This window comes from Fructilactobacillus sp. X8R4C1, assembly GCF_059900905.1.
The window spans coordinates 346,902-363,929 of the sequence record NZ_JBWXVJ010000001.1 but is presented as its reverse complement, the minus strand read 5'-3'; the positions used below and the strand labels follow the sequence as shown (position 1 = coordinate 363,929).

Annotated in this window: 18 protein-coding genes; 12 read left to right on the top strand and 6 right to left on the bottom strand. The window is 42.1% G+C overall.

The genetic code is table 11. The features are described from left to right. Positions 1-18: 18 nt before the first annotated feature. The 4 genes from AC6UDA_RS01670 to AC6UDA_RS01655 form a co-directional block, all read right to left on the bottom strand. Positions 19-2,748 carry an MMPL family transporter gene (locus AC6UDA_RS01670; protein WP_500710669.1) on the bottom strand — a complete coding sequence of 910 codons (2,730 nt, stop codon included), beginning with the start codon at positions 2,746-2,748 and terminating at the stop codon, positions 19-21. Positions 2,749-2,880: 132 nt separating this feature from the next. Next, positions 2,881-3,792 carry a DMT family transporter gene (locus AC6UDA_RS01665; RefSeq protein ID WP_500693390.1) on the bottom strand — a complete coding sequence of 304 codons (912 nt, stop codon included), beginning with the start codon at positions 3,790-3,792 and terminating at the stop codon, positions 2,881-2,883. 14 nt (positions 3,793-3,806) lie between these two features. Beyond that, positions 3,807-4,799, bottom strand: coding sequence for a UDP-glucose 4-epimerase GalE (gene galE / locus AC6UDA_RS01660; RefSeq protein WP_500710667.1), 993 nt, complete (start codon positions 4,797-4,799; stop codon positions 3,807-3,809). A gap of 12 nt (positions 4,800-4,811) precedes the next feature. Further along, complete coding sequence (locus AC6UDA_RS01655; RefSeq protein WP_500696433.1) at positions 4,812-5,084, bottom strand: GNAT family N-acetyltransferase; 273 nt, start codon at positions 5,082-5,084, stop codon at positions 4,812-4,814. A 152-nt stretch (positions 5,085-5,236) separates the two neighbouring features. Between AC6UDA_RS01655 and AC6UDA_RS01650 the strand changes: the two genes are divergently transcribed. Next, complete coding sequence (locus tag AC6UDA_RS01650) at positions 5,237-6,976, top strand: phospho-sugar mutase (RefSeq protein WP_500710665.1); 1,740 nt, start codon at positions 5,237-5,239, stop codon at positions 6,974-6,976. A 50-nt stretch (positions 6,977-7,026) separates the two neighbouring features. Here the strand turns inward: AC6UDA_RS01650 and AC6UDA_RS01645 are convergent, their stop codons facing one another. Then, positions 7,027-7,527, bottom strand: coding sequence for a hypothetical protein (locus tag AC6UDA_RS01645; RefSeq protein WP_500693386.1), 501 nt, complete (start codon positions 7,525-7,527; stop codon positions 7,027-7,029). 183 nt (positions 7,528-7,710) lie between these two features. Here AC6UDA_RS01645 and AC6UDA_RS01640 point away from each other — a divergent pair, with 183 nt between their 5' ends. From AC6UDA_RS01640 to AC6UDA_RS01590, 11 genes are all read left to right on the top strand, one after another. Beyond that, a complete protein-coding gene (locus tag AC6UDA_RS01640; RefSeq protein WP_500693385.1) occupies positions 7,711-8,472 on the top strand; it encodes a pyrroline-5-carboxylate reductase family protein in 762 nt (253 codons plus the stop codon). 23 nt (positions 8,473-8,495) lie between these two features. After that, the gene (locus tag AC6UDA_RS01635) at positions 8,496-9,905 is read left to right on the top strand and encodes an MFS transporter (RefSeq protein ID WP_500710663.1); all 1,410 of its coding nucleotides are present in this window, start codon (positions 8,496-8,498) and stop codon (positions 9,903-9,905) included. Then, positions 9,898-11,121, top strand: a complete 1,224-nt coding sequence (locus AC6UDA_RS01630; RefSeq protein ID WP_500693383.1) for a DUF2075 domain-containing protein — start codon at positions 9,898-9,900, stop codon at positions 11,119-11,121. Before AC6UDA_RS01635 ends, AC6UDA_RS01630 begins: the two co-directional genes overlap by 8 nt. A 201-nt stretch (positions 11,122-11,322) precedes the next feature. Continuing rightward, on the top strand, positions 11,323-12,063 hold the full coding sequence (locus AC6UDA_RS01625; protein WP_500693382.1) for an amino acid ABC transporter ATP-binding protein: 741 nt from the start codon (positions 11,323-11,325) through the stop codon (positions 12,061-12,063). A 17-nt stretch (positions 12,064-12,080) separates the two neighbouring features. Next, entirely contained in the window at positions 12,081-12,944 is an 864-nt protein-coding gene (locus tag AC6UDA_RS01620) for a transporter substrate-binding domain-containing protein (protein WP_500710661.1), read from the top strand. After that, positions 12,941-13,591, top strand: a complete 651-nt coding sequence (locus AC6UDA_RS01615; RefSeq protein WP_500693380.1) for an amino acid ABC transporter permease — start codon at positions 12,941-12,943, stop codon at positions 13,589-13,591. Before AC6UDA_RS01620 ends, AC6UDA_RS01615 begins: the two co-directional genes overlap by 4 nt. Next, the gene (locus tag AC6UDA_RS01610) at positions 13,588-14,232 is read left to right on the top strand and encodes an amino acid ABC transporter permease (protein ID WP_500710659.1); all 645 of its coding nucleotides are present in this window, start codon (positions 13,588-13,590) and stop codon (positions 14,230-14,232) included. The genes AC6UDA_RS01615 and AC6UDA_RS01610 overlap by 4 nt, the downstream gene beginning before the upstream one ends. 70 nt (positions 14,233-14,302) lie before the next feature. Beyond that, positions 14,303-14,569 carry an AbrB/MazE/SpoVT family DNA-binding domain-containing protein gene (locus AC6UDA_RS01605; protein ID WP_500693378.1) on the top strand — a complete coding sequence of 89 codons (267 nt, stop codon included), beginning with the start codon at positions 14,303-14,305 and terminating at the stop codon, positions 14,567-14,569. Then, positions 14,569-14,916, top strand: coding sequence for a type II toxin-antitoxin system PemK/MazF family toxin (locus AC6UDA_RS01600; protein WP_500693377.1), 348 nt, complete (start codon positions 14,569-14,571; stop codon positions 14,914-14,916). The genes AC6UDA_RS01605 and AC6UDA_RS01600 overlap by 1 nt, the downstream gene beginning before the upstream one ends. Before the next feature lie 444 nt (positions 14,917-15,360). Continuing rightward, positions 15,361-15,912 carry a biotin transporter BioY gene (locus AC6UDA_RS01595; RefSeq protein ID WP_500708398.1) on the top strand — a complete coding sequence of 184 codons (552 nt, stop codon included), beginning with the start codon at positions 15,361-15,363 and terminating at the stop codon, positions 15,910-15,912. Next, on the top strand, positions 15,905-16,690 hold the full coding sequence (locus AC6UDA_RS01590) for an energy-coupling factor transporter transmembrane component T family protein (RefSeq protein ID WP_500710656.1): 786 nt from the start codon (positions 15,905-15,907) through the stop codon (positions 16,688-16,690). Before AC6UDA_RS01595 ends, AC6UDA_RS01590 begins: the two co-directional genes overlap by 8 nt. Here AC6UDA_RS01590 and AC6UDA_RS01585 read toward each other — a convergent pair. Continuing rightward, positions 16,671-17,027, bottom strand: coding sequence for an MmcQ/YjbR family DNA-binding protein (locus AC6UDA_RS01585; protein WP_500708394.1), 357 nt, complete (start codon positions 17,025-17,027; stop codon positions 16,671-16,673). The genes AC6UDA_RS01590 and AC6UDA_RS01585 overlap by 20 nt on opposite strands. Position 17,028 lies beyond the last annotated feature (1 nt).

The window sequence follows — 17,028 nt, the reverse complement described above, 5'->3', positions numbered from 1 at the left end:
TCGCTTTTAAATTAAAAACTAATCTTCGTTTTTATCTCGTTTAAAACTCATTGGTTGATACGTTAACCGAATGGCAGCTGGTAACAGGATTGGCAAGATGATTACTAAGATAATCAAACCAATGATTACCCCGATGGCAACCTGAATCAGTGTCAAAATTCCTGATGGAATCAGTGCGGCAAACGTACCACCTAAAATCACAGCAGCAGATAATACCACTACTCCAATATAGTTGGCCGAATTAACGATTCGTTTCGCAGGCGTTCCGTCCTTAGTCTCTCTATACCTCATCATCAAGAAGATACTGTAATCAACACCCAACGCAATCAACATGATAAAGGTGAAGAACGGCGTGTTCCAGGTCAACATGCTCTGTCCAAGGAAAATATCCGAGAAGATCCGTGTCAACGTCAATGAAGTGAAGTACGTCAAAATTAATGTTCCTTCAATATAAAGTGGTTGTAGAATTGAACGGGTTACAAACATCAGTGCGATCAGGATTCCGACTAACATGATGACAGCCGTTCTGAAGAAGTCTTGTGAGGCAATATCATGGGTGTCAGACATGGTTGCTGTCTCTCCCCCAATTGCAACGGTTGCATCATTTAAACTAGTTCCCTTCAGTGACTGTTTAACTTGATTTTGAACATCCTTAACCAAGTTCATCGACTTAGCGTTTGATGGGTTATCTTTTAAGACAAAGGTGATGCTTGTAATCTTGTCATTAGAAGAAACGTAGTTGTTTAAGGCTTGCTTGAAAGTATCACTTTGAAGCACCTGATTAGGAATGTAGAACGTGTTCGCAGCCGCAGCTGAGTTCTGTAAACCGGTCAAGTATTCATTTGACTGTTGCATGCCCTTATTAATCTTACTTAGGCCATCATTTGCCTGCGTCAATTGGGCTTGAACACCCTGGAGTTGTTGCCCCATCGCCTGAGCATTTGCACCAATGTTTTGAGTATCTGAGGCAATCCCGGCCAATTCATTTTGAAGACCTGACATAGAAGCGGCTTGTTGCATTTGTACCTTGGAACTAACACTTTGAAGACCGGAAGCAACAATTTGTAACTGCTGGGGACTCATTGGTGACCCCATAGCGGTGGCTTGTTGTTGCATCTGGGCGATGACTTGCTGACCCGAAGTTTGACCAGGAGCGGTACTTGCTCCACTAGCGCCTTGAATGATCTTTAAATGATCTCCAATTGATTGTGCCGAAGCCCCAATTGCCTTTAGTTGATCGGCATTAAATGAACCACTGTTAGCCCCACTCTGAAGTTGGGTTAAACCAGCATTAGCCTGTTGCATCTTGCTGTTCAAAGTCCCCAGCTGATCGTTTAAGTAGAGTTGGTTAATTGGTTCGCCACTTGGCTGGGTGACCGAAGCAACCGTCTTAATTTCCTTATTTTTCTCCAATTGACGAGTAATCCGATCAATTTCCATCATTGACTTCTCGTTATTGACCTTGTGTTTGGATTGAATATAAATCGTTGACGGTTCAGCAGTTCCCTTTGAGAAATGCTTGGATACCGTATTTAATCCTTGTTTTGAAGGCAATGAATTACTTAATTCAACCGAATTATCGTAGTTCAAGCTGCTTTTTCCCGTAAAGAAAATCAACGGCAAAGTCAAAACTAAAACCAAGGCAATCGCCATCACCGGATGTGCAACTGAATGACTGGACAAGAAGTACCAGATTCGACTACCCCGTTTCTTTGGTGACAAATTCTTAGCTGGCCAGTACATGGTCTTACCAAGGAGCGCCATAAAGAATGGATTTAATGAGAGAAGTACCAGTAATAGTACTACCACTCCGATGGCAACTGCCACTCCGGACTGGTAAATTGAGAACTTGGCTAGTCCAAGGGCAAAGAAACCAATCAGAACCGATCCACCACTGTAGAGAATGGTCTTACCAGCTCGTCTTCTGGCATCGACCGTTGCCTCCACTTTGTCCATTCCTTGTCCCAGATTATCCTTAAACCGGTCGTACAGCAGGATATTGTAGTCAGTCCCAATTCCAAACAGCACTACCACCATAAAGACCTGGGTAAAGTTTGAGAGTGGAAAGCCCATATACTTCGCCAAATTCATGACGACACTCAAAGAGACAATGAAAGAAACTCCCACGGTCAAAAGTGAAATCAACGGAACGATTGGGGACCTAAAGACAATGATCAACACAATCAAAATGAAAACTGCCGCAATGATTTCGGTTTGCTTGATGCCGTCGATCATTGACTGCCGCATGTCGTCATCTAAGACATCGGATCCCGTCACGTACGACTTCAAGTTCGCCGTTTTCGCACCCTTTTTGAGTTTATTGTTCATCGTTTCAACCGAGTCCTTTTTCGAAACATTCAGTTGAACTAATTCAGTCGTACCGTCCTTTGAAATCAGTTGTTTCTTGGCGGCGGCATTCTCGTTTGCTGAGGTAACACCCTTAATTCCATAGTAATCGGCATCATTTTTTAGCTTCGAAACGGTTCGATCGATGTTAGCCTGTTTACTAGCATTAATGCGTTTATTGCCGTTGTTATATACCAGTACAACTTGTCTGGTATCGCTAATGTGATGGCCCCAATGCTTTTGAATATTTTCAGCAACCTGACTCTGCATGTTAGCTGGAATCTTAGTTTGTCCATGTTGTGCAGTTACCTGTGAAATGCTAGGCAAAAAGAAAATGGCAGCTAAAACGGCAAGAACCCAAAATATCGCAAAAAATATGTATTTTTTGACGAACCTATTCATCAAACTCCTCCTCAATGTTTAATATTTTACTTAAAACATTAATTCATTCATAACGTTTCCAATTATACAAAATTGATCACAAACAAGCAATCCGCCAAAAGCAGTTCAATCAAAAAAGCACCAACCGATTAGTCAGTGCTGAAGTGATGCTTTTCTGGGTCTGATTGCCAAGATAAAAACGGTACTCAAGACCAAAATGCCACCAATGATTTCATAGATATTGAAACTGGTATGTAAGAAAACCACGGTTCCAATCGTTGCCGACAAAGGTTCAAAAGTATCGAGTAGGCCGGCAGTCGTAGCGGACACGTACCTTAAACTCGATGTGAAGCATAGAAATGACAACATTGTGCCAAAAAGCACAATGAAGGCCACTCCCAAAATGCCACCAAGAGAAAGCTTGGGAACATCCACCCAAAAGGGATGAACGCAGGTGAAGATCACTCCGCCAACGATCATTGCCCATCCAATGATGACAAACGTGCTGAACTTTTCCTGGAGTTTGACCGGCAGCATGGTCTGAAGCGCGCCAGCAAAGGCCAGGCAGAGGCCAAGCGTAAACGCTTTAGGACTCATTGCGAGATGGGTCAAATCTCCCTTTGTTACCAGTAACCACGTTCCAAGTAGGGCTACCACTACAGCGACACCCTGCTGAATCGTTGGTGCTTTTTTGTACACAATCACCGTCAAAATCATAATGATGACCGTTCCAAGGCTCTGCATGATAGTTGAAGTTGCCGCATTACTGGCTCTCGTTGTCAGTAAGTATAGGTACTGAACGGCCGATAAACCAAAAATCGCATAACAGAGCAGGATGACCCAGCTATATCCGGTGTGCCAAATCTTTAAAATCCTATTTCTTTGAACAAACTTTGTAAATAAAAGAATTAAGATGCCGGCAACCGACATCTTAACTCCCATTAACCATTCCGTTGAAAAATTCTTATCTTGAAACAAGAACTGCGAAACAGGTCCTTGAATTCCCCACATGATGGCTCCAGCAATTGCTAGGATGACACCAATGTAAGTTTTACTTTTCTTCAATATTTGTGCCCCATTTACTTATCTTCGTAACCATTTGGATGCTTAGTCTTCCAGGTCCAAGCGGTTTTAATGATTTCTTCAACGTTATCAAACTGTGGTTTCCAACCAAGAACTTCTCTCGCCTTGTCAGAGTTAGCAATCAAGGTATCAGGATCGCCACCACGTCTTGCGTCAATTTCAACCGGAATCTTCTTACCAGTAACCTTTCGAGCGGCATCAACGATCTGTTTATTGGAAAAACCAGTTGATGAACCGAGGTTAAAGATGTTACTTGGATTACCCTTTTCCAGATACTTCATGGCTAAAATATGAGCGTCCGCTAAATCAAGGACGTGCACGTAATCACGAACGTTGGTCCCGTCTGGCGTGTCATAGTCATCCCCAAAAATCTTCATGATATCCTGCTGACCTGCGGCAACCTTTAAGACGATGGGAATTAAATGGGTTTCTGGATGATGATCCTCCCCAATGGAGCCGTCTTCCTTGGCTCCGGCAGCGTTAAAGTATCTAAGAGCAACAAACTTAATTCCGTAAGCTTCATCAACCCACTTCATAATGTGCTCCATGATTAACTTGCTTTCACCATAAGGGTTGATGGGGTCTTTTCGATCCTTTTCATAGATTGGAATTCGCTCTGGATTACCATAAGTAGCAGCTGTGGAAGAAAAGACCAGGTACTTAATCCCAGCTTTCTTCATTGACTCTAACAGCTTAATCATCCCAATCACGTTGTTATCAAAATACTTCAAAGGATCCTTCATTGATTCTGGAACCAGTGAGAAAGCGTCCATGTGGATTACAGCATCGATATTTTCCTTAGCGAAAACGTCATCCAAAAAGTCAGAATCACGAGTATCCCCCTCATAAAACTTTGCTTTAGGATTAACGGCCTTGCGGTGTCCCGTTGACAAATTATCAACCACTACAACATCGTAACCTTTATTAATTAATTGATCGACCATGTGTGAGCCAATGTATCCAGCTCCTCCAGCAACTAATACAGCCATCTTAATTACCTCCTATTTATCTAATAAATCATCATATTGAGTATTTTTTTCGAAAAATTTAACGGCAAAGGAACAAACTGGTTTGATTAAATCATGGTTTTCTTTGGCGTAATCAATCATTACCATAATTAACTTTCCAGCTAGACCCTGGCCACGATAACTTGGGTTCACAAATGTTTCGTTAATGGAGACTACTCCATTATCTTCAGTAAAAGTAACTTCAGCAATTAAATCACCATGGACATCGTTAGCATAGAAACGGCCTGGTTCATAATCAAATTTCATTTGTCTCACCACCTTAGAGTAAGTATATCACAGTCTTGACATCAATATAAAGGCGCTTACATTGACGGAGTGTCGGACTTTAATTATAATCCATATTAGAAGTTACAATTCAAACTATTCGACGTGGAAAAATTATTTCCAGGAGGAAAATTATGAGTGCAACAGATACTAAACAGGAATATGATAACTGGGTTTCTCAAGAAGATATGCCGGCAGAATTAAAAATCGATTTAGCCAAAATGAGAAACGATTCGGAACAAATTGAAGACGCTTTTGGGTCATCACTTTCATTTGGAACGGCCGGAATGCGTGGAACGCTCGGTGCTGGAACGAACCGGATGAACATTTATACCGTTAGACAGGCCACTGAGGGTCTCGCCCAATTGATGGACACCCTTGCCCCTGAGGTAAAAAAGCGTGGGGTTGTTATTAGTTTTGATCCCCGATACAATTCGCAACTCTTTGCTCACGAAGCGGCTCGGGTACTTGGTGCTCATGGCATCAAGACGTTTGTTTTTGATGACATTCGCCCAACTCCGGAACTTTCATTTGCTGTGCGTCACTTACACACTTACGCCGGAATCATGATTACCGCTAGTCACAATCCAAAACAATACAATGGTTACAAGATTTACGGTGAAGATGGTGGTCAAATGCCACCCAAAGAATCCGATCTAATAACTACTTACATCCGCAAGGTCAACGACCTCTTCAAAATTCCAGTTTCAGAGGAAAAGGACCTTAGAAAGAATGGGCTCATGAGTATCGTTGGTGAAAACGTCGACGTTCCTTATCTAGAAGCAGTTCAAACGGTCAACGTGAACCATGACCTGATTAATAAGGTAGGAAAAGACCTGAAGTTTGTCTACACCCCCCTTCATGGCACTGGCAAAATCATTGCTAGACGGGCACTCTCAGACGCTGGGTTCAAGAACTATGACGCGGTTGTTGAACAAACCATCGCCGACCCTGAATTTCCTACTACACCATTTCCTAATCCAGAATTCCCGCAAACCTTCGATCTTGCCATTAAATTGGGTAAAAAAGAAGATGCGGACGTTCTGATTGCGACCGACCCTGACGCTGACCGTTTGGGAGCCGCCGTTAGACAACCCGATGGTGAGTACAAACTCATGACTGGAAACCAAATTGCCAGTGTTCTTTTAAATTATATTCTTCAAGCCAAAAAAGACGCTGGTACCCTTCCAAAGAATGGAGTAGTGGTCAAATCAATCGTTTCAACTGAACTCGCCACCGATATTGCCAAGAATTACGGGATCGAGATGAAGAACGTCCTAACCGGGTTCAAGTTTATTGCGGAACAAATCAAAAACTTTGAACAAAATCACGATCATACCTTCCTCTTTGGATTTGAAGAAAGCTACGGTTATCTTATCAAACCGTTTGTAAGGGATAAGGACGCCATTCAGTCGACCTTACTGCTTGCTGAAGTTGCTGCTTACTACCGGGAAAGGGGGATGACCCTGTACGACGGTCTTCAGGATATCTACAAGAAGTACGGTTACTTTAGAGAAAAGACCATCTCCAAGGAATTCGATGGTCTAGAGGGTAAATCCAAGATGGCTGCAATCATGAAAGACTTTAGAGACCATCCCATGACAACATTCAATGGCGCCAAGGTGATTAAGCTTGAAGACTTCCAGACTTCCACCACGACGATGGCTGATGGTTCAACCCAAAAGATTGAGTTACCACAATCGAACGTTTTAAAGTATTGGCTTGATGATGGGACTTGGCTTGCAATTCGTCCTTCTGGAACTGAACCCAAGATCAAGTTTTACATCGGTGTTAAAGCTGATACAGCAAAGGCAGCTGATCAAAAACTCGAGAGCTACACTCAAGCCGTTGACGATGAACTATTAAATAAATAATTTTAAGCAAACAAAAACTGGACTCGTTTGAGTCCAGTTTTTTGATACTTTCATTTAGTTACTGGTTCATCAGCATTAACAAGTGCGACCGTGTACACTTTTTCAACCTTAAATTCCTTAATGGCCTTCTCACTACGCCAGAACATCTGGATCGCAGCATGACCAGTTGTTCCCTGGCGCATATCACGCCGCATTCCCGTAACATAATCAGAAACATACGTAATCATCTTAATCAACTGCGCAATTAAGGAGGCCAACTTTGATTTTTTGGGTGCGTCCATTCTCTTTAACAATTTAATCGAATAAGCGCATTTTTCAAGCAAGTTATCGTCATTGACTAGGTCACCAATCGCAAACGCAAATGAATTCTCAACGGTGTAACCATCACCACGATAATGAACTAACCCGGAGTTATCTTTAAAACTATTAACAACCGTTTCAAGGTATTTTCCTTCGTTATCAATGAATTGAACGTTATCCGCTAGTTTCGAATCCGAAAGGCTCGGGGTCTCCTTATCCGTCAAATTACTAAACCAACTTTTTAAGCTCAAATTGCCAACCCCTTTCTGATGTTTGGTTTGTGAATTATTACTTTCATTATATCATTAGCTGTAAGCGCTTACCAATAGTAACTTTCTCCCGGTAAAATCATTGGTTTGTTAATTCTTGCTTACATAACCAATTAACAATGATGTATCATTATTATCATAATGATAAATTAAGGAGTGAATCACATGAAAATTGGAGTATTAGGTGCCGGCCATATGGGCAGCGCCATCATTAAAGGACTTGTCAACAAATATAACGCGAGTGACATTTTAGTAAAGGGACATCACGTAACCGACGAGCTCAAAAACTTCTCAAAAGACCTTGGCTTCACAATTGTCACCGATGATTTTCCAAGTGACTTAAACGTCCTATTTGTAACAACTCCCGCACCAATCACAGTGGCAGTGCTGAAGAACACCAAATTGCCAGACCAAACTGTGATCGTTTCAGCGGCCCAGGGGGTTAGTGAACAAGCCATTAATGACGTGCACCAAAACAACTCAGTGGTTTGTATCGTACCTAACATCCCGGTTGCCGTGAACGCCGGTTGCATCGCCGTTGGTAAATCTAAGAATGCTAATGAAGCAGACGTTAAGTCGGCTTTAGACGTTGTCACTAACCTAGGAACGCTCATTAAGACCAGTAACCAAAACCTTGGCATCGTGGGAACGGTTGCTGGATGTGGCCCGGCTTTTGTCGACGTCTTCATGGACGCCTTAGCTGACGCCGCCGTTCAAAATGGCCTTGACCGTGAGACCGCCTTTAAGGTCGCTGCAAGTATGGTTCAAGGTAGTGGCAAATTAGCACTCGATACTGGCATTTCACCGGCAACTTTGAAAGACCAAGTTACCTCACCTGGTGGTTCTACCATTCGTGGGGTGGTTGCTTTAGACGCCACCGGCTTTAGAAATGCCGTCAACAAGGCGGTTAACGACGCCAACAAATAAAATACGGTAATGGAGGAAATTATTTGGATTCAAAAGTAAGCTTAAAAACCAAAATCGCGATCCTCGCCACCGCGTTACTATCATTTTGTGGAATTCTATTAGAAACTTCAATGAACGTTACGTTTCCAGAACTCTCACAAATTTTTCACATTTCGTTAAACTTAGTTCAGTGGATTTCAACTGGATACCTACTAGTCGTTACCATTACCATGGCAACGACAGCATACCTCCTAAAGAAATTCCCACTAAAAAACATTTTCGTCTTTGCGGTCACCGCGTTTATCCTTGGTGATATTTTGTGTGCGGTCGCACCCAACTTCTGGCTCCTATTAGTCGGACGACTAATTCAAGCAGCTGCCACCGGAATCTCACTTCCGATGATGTATCAAATCATTTTTGCTGAAGTACCCCGACCAAAAATCGGTTTTTACACTGGAATTGCTTCAATGGTTATCTCACTAGCTCCCGCACTGGGACCAACTTACGGGGGAACGCTATCATCACTACTTTCATGGCGTTACATCTTCATCGTGGCTTTCCCAATCGTCCTAATTACCCTGTTTATCGGACTTAAGAGCATTGATCTTAAAGCTCCGGGAATCTCCAAACGATTTGATTTCGTTAGCTTTGCCCTCTTGATCGTGACCCTATTCTCATTTGTTTGGGGTGCTAATCAGTTTGGCGTCAAGGGTGCAACGTTTATGAGTGGCTTCATTCCCATCGTCATTGGATTAATCACCCTGGTCTTATTTATCTACCTCAATGGTCATGGTGATTCCCAGCTAATGTCGCTTCACCCACTCAAGATCCCCACGGTTTCACTGAACGCCGTGAACTACTTCTTGTTGATGTTCATTAATATTGGGGCGTCATTCGTAATTCCAATTTACGCTGAGACCGTTCTTCATACCAGTGCCATGGTTGCCGGACTGATCCTGCTTCCAGGTTCAATCATTGGTGGACTCATTTCGCCATTTGCGGGAGGCGCTTATGACCGGTTCGGAGCCTTTAAACCAATCATGATTGGGATGGTTCTGCTGTCAATCGCCACGTTCTTATTTAGTTCCATGACGGCGGCCTTCACGGTGGTCGTATTGACACTGTTATTCACACTTTTACGAATTGGATTTAACTGCGCGTTCTCCTGTACCATTACCAATGCTCAAGAAACCGCACCACAATCTGATTCAGCCGACGTGAACTCGTTATTCAACATGCTCCAACAATACGCTGGTTCAATCGGTACCAGTGTCCTGGCAACGATCTATGCCTTTAACCAGAACCAGGCTCACAGTGCTGCCCAATATGTCTCAAAAACGGTCATGGGTGGTCACATGGACTTCTTACTCCTGTTCGTACTGGCCGTTTTCGGCTTAATCCTTGCGCTAGTTAACTGGACCATTCAAAGAAAGCACCTCGCAAAAAATGCATAACAATCAAGCAATTAAGAAACTTGCTCCGAACCTTCACCATTTAACTACGGAACAGGAACAATTAATTAATCAAATCGAACAATTTATTAATCAACAAATCGATCAAAAACAACCGTCCGTTTTCACGATCTTTGGAGATGCCGGTACGGGTAAAAGTGTCATTTTGAGTCAACTCTTTTTCAACATTCAACAAGCCGCAAAGAAAAAAGGCAAGCTTCATGACACTAAGAACTACTTCTTAGTTAACCATCCAGAAATTTTGAAGGTTTACAAACAAATTGCTGGATCCGAAGATAATGTTTTAAAAAAGAACTTTATGCGTCCTACCTCATTTATTAACCAAATGCACAAGCGAAACGAACGTGCTGACGTTGTGATTGTTGATGAGGCCCATTTACTACTGTCTTCACCAGACCATTACAATAATTTCTACCAGGAAAACCAGTTAGAAGAAATCATTAAGTCAAGCAAGGTCGTCATTGCCGTCTTTGACATGAATCAGGTACTACGAACCAAGTGTTACTGGGACAAGCAACGTTTAAACAAACTACTTGAACCCTACTATCACGAAAGTTATCAACTGACCCATCAGTTTCGCATGACCGCTAAACCAGACTTGGTTCACTGGATCAATGAATTTACGAGAGGCAAGTTGCTGCCAATCCCCAAGGACGCCGATACTGGTTACGACTTTCAAATCTTTGATGACGCTGAAAAAATGCGCCAAGCGATTGTGAAGAAAAACCATGAGGTGGGCTTATCCCGAATTGTTTCGACCACCGGCTATCCATCAACTTTAGATGGCGGAAAACATTACATCAAAGAGCTTGGCGGTTTCAAAATGCCGTGGGATCAGTACAATTACACCAGTACCCCGTGGGCGGAAATTCCCCAGACCATCAATGAGGTTGGTTCCATTTACACCTGTCAGGGATTTGATTTGAACTACGTTGGCATTATTTTAGGGCCACCAATCTATCTTGACCCTAAAGACCATCGCGTAAAGGTTGACTTAAAAAAGCAAACCGATGTTGAAAGCAAAAAACACCGAAAAGACATCACGGATCAAAAAGAATTTGCACAAATAAGGCGGCAAATCATCCTGAACTCCGTGAACGTGTTGATGAAGCGCGGTGTCTTTGGGACTTTCATCTTTGCTCACGATCCGAAGCTTAGAGAAGCATTGATGAAATCATTTCAAAAGATCAACCACTAAGTAAGTTCCATTTTAAAGATAATTAAGCTAAAAGGCCCCATAATGTTCGCATTTTGGGACCTTTTTGGTTGTTCTGATAAAAAAATTTACTTTTGTGTAACAAAATGTGCCATCAGTGCTAGTAATTTCCTTTCAATGCGTATAATCTAGTCATAACCCCAAAATACATTTCTTGGAGCTTATGATAAGGAGGACAATTTAATGGGATCAATCATTCAATTCAAAGACGTAGAAAAGTACTACGGCAAATTTCACGCGTTAACCAACATTAACCTTGATATTCACGAAGGTGAAAACGTTGTGTTAATCGGACCATCTGGATCGGGTAAATCAACTTTACTTAGAACCATTAATGGACTAGAGACCATTCAACAGGGACAACTCATTGTTGACGGCAAAGATCTGTCAAGCAACAAAACCAACCTCAATAAACTTAGAACTGACGTTGGGATGGTCTTTCAACATTTCAACCTTTACAACAACAAAACCATCACCGAAAACATCACGTTGGCTCCACGAATCGTCTTAAAACGTCCTCAAGCTGAAAACGAAGAGGTAGCAAAAAAACTACTTGAACGAGTTAACCTACCGGAACAAGGAGCCAAATACCCAGCTCAATTATCTGGTGGTCAACAACAACGAATTGCCATTGCCCGCTCCCTGGCAATGAATCCTAAGGTGTTGCTGTTTGACGAACCAACCTCTGCCCTTGATCCCGAGATGGTAGGAAGCGTGTTAGACATCATGCAAGACATTGCTAACACATCTGACATGACGACCCTCGTTGTTACTCATGAAATGGGCTTTGCCAGATCCGTTGCTGATCGCGTTATTTTCATGGCTGACGGGAAAATCCTGGAAAATTCTAAAACCGATGAATTTTTCGATCACCCTAAGACCGAACGAGCTCGCAAATTCCTATCACAAGTTGAACATAAATAAAAAGTGAGGTAGATTCCATGAGTAAATTTAAGTTAAAACGAGTGGGTTTGATTGCCTCCGTCATCTTAATCGTCATAATCATTGGCGGTATCTTTACTGGTCTCGAGGCCAAGAAACATCAATCGGTCGCAACCAATGACTACGCCAGGATCAAGGACAGCCACGTCATGCACTGGGGCGTTAAGGGTGATACCAGACTGTTTGGCTTAATCAGTCCCAAGACCGGTCAAAGTGAAGGATTTGATGTCGACATGGCACGCGCCGTCACCGCCCAAATGGCCAAGGACGCCGGAACGAAAATCAAGCCCGAGTTCACTTCGGTCACCACTAACTCTAAAATCCAATTACTAAAAAACAATCAGGTTGAAGCAGTAGCCGCAACGATGACCATCACACCCGAGAGAGCCAAAGTGATTGACTTTACCAAACCGTATTTTCCAGCTGGCCAATCAATTCTGGTTAAAAAAGATTCCCCAATTAAGGACATTCGTCAGTTAAACAATCCTAAATACACTGTGATCACGACGATTGGAACCACTGCGATTCAAACCATGAAACAGTTTGCTCCCAAGGCGAAGGTCATCTCGATGCCAGATAACTCCCAGGCCTTAAGTGCTCTTGAATCTGGTCAGGGAGTGGCCGTGACTACCGATAACGCCATTCTATATGGTCTAGCTGATCAAAATCATTCCACCAAGGTTGTTGGAAAACCATTCACTAATCAACCCTACGGACTAGCAATGAACAAGCACCAACCTGAACTGAAGGCCGCCATGGATAAAGCTTTAGAACAAGTCATTTCCGACGGAACTTACAACAAGTTGATTAAGAAATGGTTCTCAAACGTGCCTGGATTAGATTGGAGGAGTCTTGAAAAATGATAAATATCTTTCTTGAAAATTGGAAAACTCTTCTAGACGGCTTCTGGATTACCATCCTATCCTCAATCATTGGATTAGTTGGATCACTAGTCTTGGGGACCATCTTTGCCCTTCTAGAAATGGCTCCAAATAAATTACTTAAATTCATCGGAAGTGCGTTTGTCGAATTCTTTAGAAACATCCCACTTCTGGTCATCACCTTATTCTTCTACGTGGTGGTCGCAGCTGATTTTCACATTTCTGGATTTTGGTCTGGGACCATTGGATTAATCCTCTATACGTCTGCGTTTATCGCTGAGTGTATTAGAGGTGGCGTTGATTCAGTTGATCCGGGTCAGATGGAAGGTGCCAGAGCGAACGGATTAACGTACACTCAGGCTATGATTCAAGTGGTCTTACCCCAAGGATTCAAACTGGCGATCCCATCACTTGGAAACCAGTTCATTAACCTGGTTAAAAACTCATCAATTCTGTCATTTGTGGCCGGATTTGATTTGATGTACCAGGCCAACGTTATCTCTGGTGAAAATCTTGATCCGTTTAACACCTACATCATCGTTGGAATTTTGTACCTCATCATTACCGTCTCTGTTTCCAAATGCATGAGCGTGATTGAGCGCAAAGTGAACGGAGGTGTCACACAATGAGTGGAGCATTTAGTTTAATTAACATGCACTATTTACTGGGTGGTCTAGTGGTTACCATTCTGGTATCAGTGATTTCAATTATTATTAGTTTTATCCTAGGAACTCTAATCGGAATTATCCTATTTGAAAAAGTTCCCTACTTTACCAAAACGGTTCGTTTCATTTCCAACACCATCAGAAATCTTCCCTTACTGCTTCTTATCTTCTTCACCTTCTTCGCTTTACCAAAGTTAGGGGTCGAGTTGAATTCCTTTGCGGCCACGGTAGTTGCCATGTCGGTCTTTGAAGCCAGTATGGTTGGCGAGATTATCCGTGGTGGCTTACTCTCAGTTGGAGTTGACCAGGATGAAGGTGCCCTTTCTACCGGAATGAATAAGGCCCAAACGTTATGGCACATCCTGTTGCCACAGGCCCTAAAGAAGTCCATTCCACCACTGATTTCTCAGTTTATTTCACTAGTTAAGGATACTTCGTTAGCAACCGCCATTGTCCTTCCAGAACTAACCTTTAGGTCTCAGGTCATATACGGTCAGAACCCTAACTACATGATCCCGATGTTTGTCACGATTGCCATTATGTACTTCATTATTAACTACGGACTCTCCTTACTTGCAAAATGGTTTGACAAAAGAATGGTCTAGCCTGCACAAATTGCTTCCCTTTCCCTTGATTTTGAGCTACATTGGATGAGGGCATATGGGAGGTTAATGCATGTTGACAAACAAAATTAAAATCACAGCAACAATGACGAGTAAGAATCAAATTACGATTCCAAAAACCGTCCGTGACATTCTCAATCTTAAGCAAAACGACCAACTGGAATTTACAATTCAAAAAGATGGTTCGGTAACAATGGCACCTAAAGAATCCTTTGAAGGGTTTTGGAAAATAGTTGAAGATCAGGAAAAGAAATACGGTAACGTCAGCAGTTCGGAACAAGATTGGGGCCCTGATCAGGGGTCGGAGGTTATCGATTAATGAATTATAAACAAGGTGAGATTTACTTCGTTAATCTTGAACCGGCACTTGGCACCGAAACCAAGAAAAAACGTCCGTGTCTGGTGGTTAGTAACAATCACTATAATCATCTAATGAACACGGTGATTGTAATCCCAATCAGTTCTTCCGCTAAGTACTTGGAAGAAAAGAAGTACGTGAAATCACCACTATACTTTCAGGTCAATAACAAAAACGTTCATGGGACTGCCATGCTTCAGCACGTCCGAACCGTGGACATGGAAGTTAGAAGTGAAACCAAGTTGGTCGCGAAATTAGACGATCGGGACATGCGGAAAATTACTAATAATATTAAACAGTTCTTTTAAAGGATACGAAAAAGAGGCCACACGAAGGTGTGACCTCTTTTTTATATGGATCCCCTTTCTGGTCAATTGACTAGAAAAGAAGACACTGAGCTTCATTGCATGATAACGACTCCACAAAAGTCACATACAATTGGATAACTCTAATGCAACTTCATTTTTATTATAGCAATCAATTCGTCAATTTAGAATAAACCATGTTTTTTATTTATTCTAAACGATATAAAAAGCAACGGACAACCTGTCTACTGCTTTCTTGTATTAATAAGTCATATGCAGATGGCATAGGTTGCAAAAATAAATATGTGGCTCAATTTTATTTTCGGATAAATAATTGTTCCAACAACATTTGGCCTACATCATTTAATGAAATGATTGTTTCTCATGAATTTAATCGATAATCTTAATTAAAGACATTTAAGTAATTAATTAAGGAGAGCAACAATCATGAAAACCAAAGAACTTGTTTATGACGCACTATTTGCCGCAATCGTCGTTGTCTTAGGCCTCTTTCCACCGTTGACACTGCCGTTTATCCCAGTTCCCATTACGCTACAAAGTATGGGCATCATGCTTCAGGGAAGCTTTCTAGGTAAGAAAAACGGCTTTCTAAGTGCCCTACTGGTAGTTATCCTGGTCTTAATTGGACTGCCAGTCCTTTCAGGTGGACGTGGCGGCTTAGGAATTTTAGCTGGACCAACCGGTGGTTACTTCATTATTTGGCCCATTGCCGCCTTTCTCATTGGGCTTTTGGTCGAAATATCATGGAAGAAGATTAATTTCTGGAAGTATCTTGTTGCTAATGTCACCGGTGGTGTGATTCTGATTGATGTTTTTGGGGCCCTGTACCTTTCAGTGATTGCCCACATGTCAGTAACGGCCTCACTAGTTTCAAACTTAGCCTTCATCCCTGGTGATATCATCAAAGCCGTGATCGTTAGTCTAATCTGTGCTTCCACCAAGAAAATTAGTCTGGTGTCACAACTCAAACATGAATAATTTTATCTTTGGCACATACGCAAACAATCATTCCTTCATGCAGCAATTAGATCCGCGAATCAAGCTCATCGGTATCACGCTCGTAACGATCACGTTCATGTGGTCAACCACGACCATTCAAATTGGAATCAGTGCTTTAGGACTAATTGGACTGTATCACTTGGCACACATCAAACTAAGCATGGCACTTAGTTCCATCAAGCCCATTTTATTTATTTTAGTGTTTATTTTAATTTATCATGGAATTTTTCCAACCAATCACAATTTATATATAAATCAAATGAACGTGGGTGGTTGGCTTTATGGAAGTAAGCTTTGCGTTAAAATCATCCTTCTACTTCTGGTGGCCGCCCTTTTATCGTTTACGACCAGTCCATCCGATTTATCGCAGGCAATCTCGCGACTACTGAGACCATTAACTTATCTGCATCTACCTGTATCTGAGTTTTCGTTAATGATTACCCTCACCCTGCAGTTTATTCCCATCATTTTAGGTGAACTAAACGACCTGAAAGTTGCCCAAACCAGCCGTGGGGTTGACTTTACTTCATCAAAATTGACCAAGAAAATCAAACTCCACGTTCAACTCATTATTCCACTGTTGTACGCGGTCACAAACCACGCTAATAAGCTAGCCAATACTTTAGATGCCCGTGGCTACACGCCTAAATCCCAATCAACTAGATATCACGAAACCCAGTTTAGTATGCGAGATACTATCTTTGGCGGCTGTGTCATCATCTACTTAGCTTTAATTCTTACTTTAAAGTCATTTTAAAACTATCCTGAATCATCTTTTGGACCTGTTTTGAATCAACTTCACCAAGCACAACCGTAATCCAGTGCTCCTTGTTCATGTGATAAGCCGGTAGATAACCCTTAGACTGTTTCAAAAGTCCGGCAACATCTGGATCCACTTTCACGTCTAAGACATCGATCTCATCGGTTCCGTTTAAGCCTAATTTGTTTTCAGGCACGTTCATGACTAGGCCAAACCACTTCTGGTCATCTTTGTGACGAAATGCCAAGTACTTTGGATATTCTTTAAAGGGCCGGTCTGGTTCCACGTCAAACTGCTTTTTAATGTATTCAACGACATCATCACGATTATTCATT

Coding starts and splice junctions, on each gene's coding strand:
- AC6UDA_RS01670 (WP_500710669.1), bottom strand. CDS start 2,748: ATGAATAGGTTCGTCAAAAAATACATATTTTTTGCGATATTTTGGGTT.
- galE (WP_500710667.1), bottom strand. CDS start 4,799: ATGGCTGTATTAGTTGCTGGAGGAGCTGGATACATTGGCTCACACATG.
- AC6UDA_RS01655 (WP_500696433.1), bottom strand. CDS start 5,084: ATGAAATTTGATTATGAACCAGGCCGTTTCTATGCTAACGATGTCCAT.
- AC6UDA_RS01650 (WP_500710665.1), top strand. CDS start 5,237: ATGAGTGCAACAGATACTAAACAGGAATATGATAACTGGGTTTCTCAA.
- AC6UDA_RS01640 (WP_500693385.1), top strand. CDS start 7,711: ATGAAAATTGGAGTATTAGGTGCCGGCCATATGGGCAGCGCCATCATT.
- AC6UDA_RS01630 (WP_500693383.1), top strand. CDS start 9,898: ATGCATAACAATCAAGCAATTAAGAAACTTGCTCCGAACCTTCACCAT.
- AC6UDA_RS01625 (WP_500693382.1), top strand. CDS start 11,323: ATGGGATCAATCATTCAATTCAAAGACGTAGAAAAGTACTACGGCAAA.
- AC6UDA_RS01620 (WP_500710661.1), top strand. CDS start 12,081: ATGAGTAAATTTAAGTTAAAACGAGTGGGTTTGATTGCCTCCGTCATC.
- AC6UDA_RS01615 (WP_500693380.1), top strand. CDS start 12,941: ATGATAAATATCTTTCTTGAAAATTGGAAAACTCTTCTAGACGGCTTC.
- AC6UDA_RS01610 (WP_500710659.1), top strand. CDS start 13,588: ATGAGTGGAGCATTTAGTTTAATTAACATGCACTATTTACTGGGTGGT.
- AC6UDA_RS01605 (WP_500693378.1), top strand. CDS start 14,303: ATGTTGACAAACAAAATTAAAATCACAGCAACAATGACGAGTAAGAAT.
- AC6UDA_RS01600 (WP_500693377.1), top strand. CDS start 14,569: ATGAATTATAAACAAGGTGAGATTTACTTCGTTAATCTTGAACCGGCA.
- AC6UDA_RS01595 (WP_500708398.1), top strand. CDS start 15,361: ATGAAAACCAAAGAACTTGTTTATGACGCACTATTTGCCGCAATCGTC.
- AC6UDA_RS01590 (WP_500710656.1), top strand. CDS start 15,905: ATGAATAATTTTATCTTTGGCACATACGCAAACAATCATTCCTTCATG.
- AC6UDA_RS01585 (WP_500708394.1), bottom strand. CDS start 17,027: ATGAATAATCGTGATGATGTCGTTGAATACATTAAAAAGCAGTTTGAC.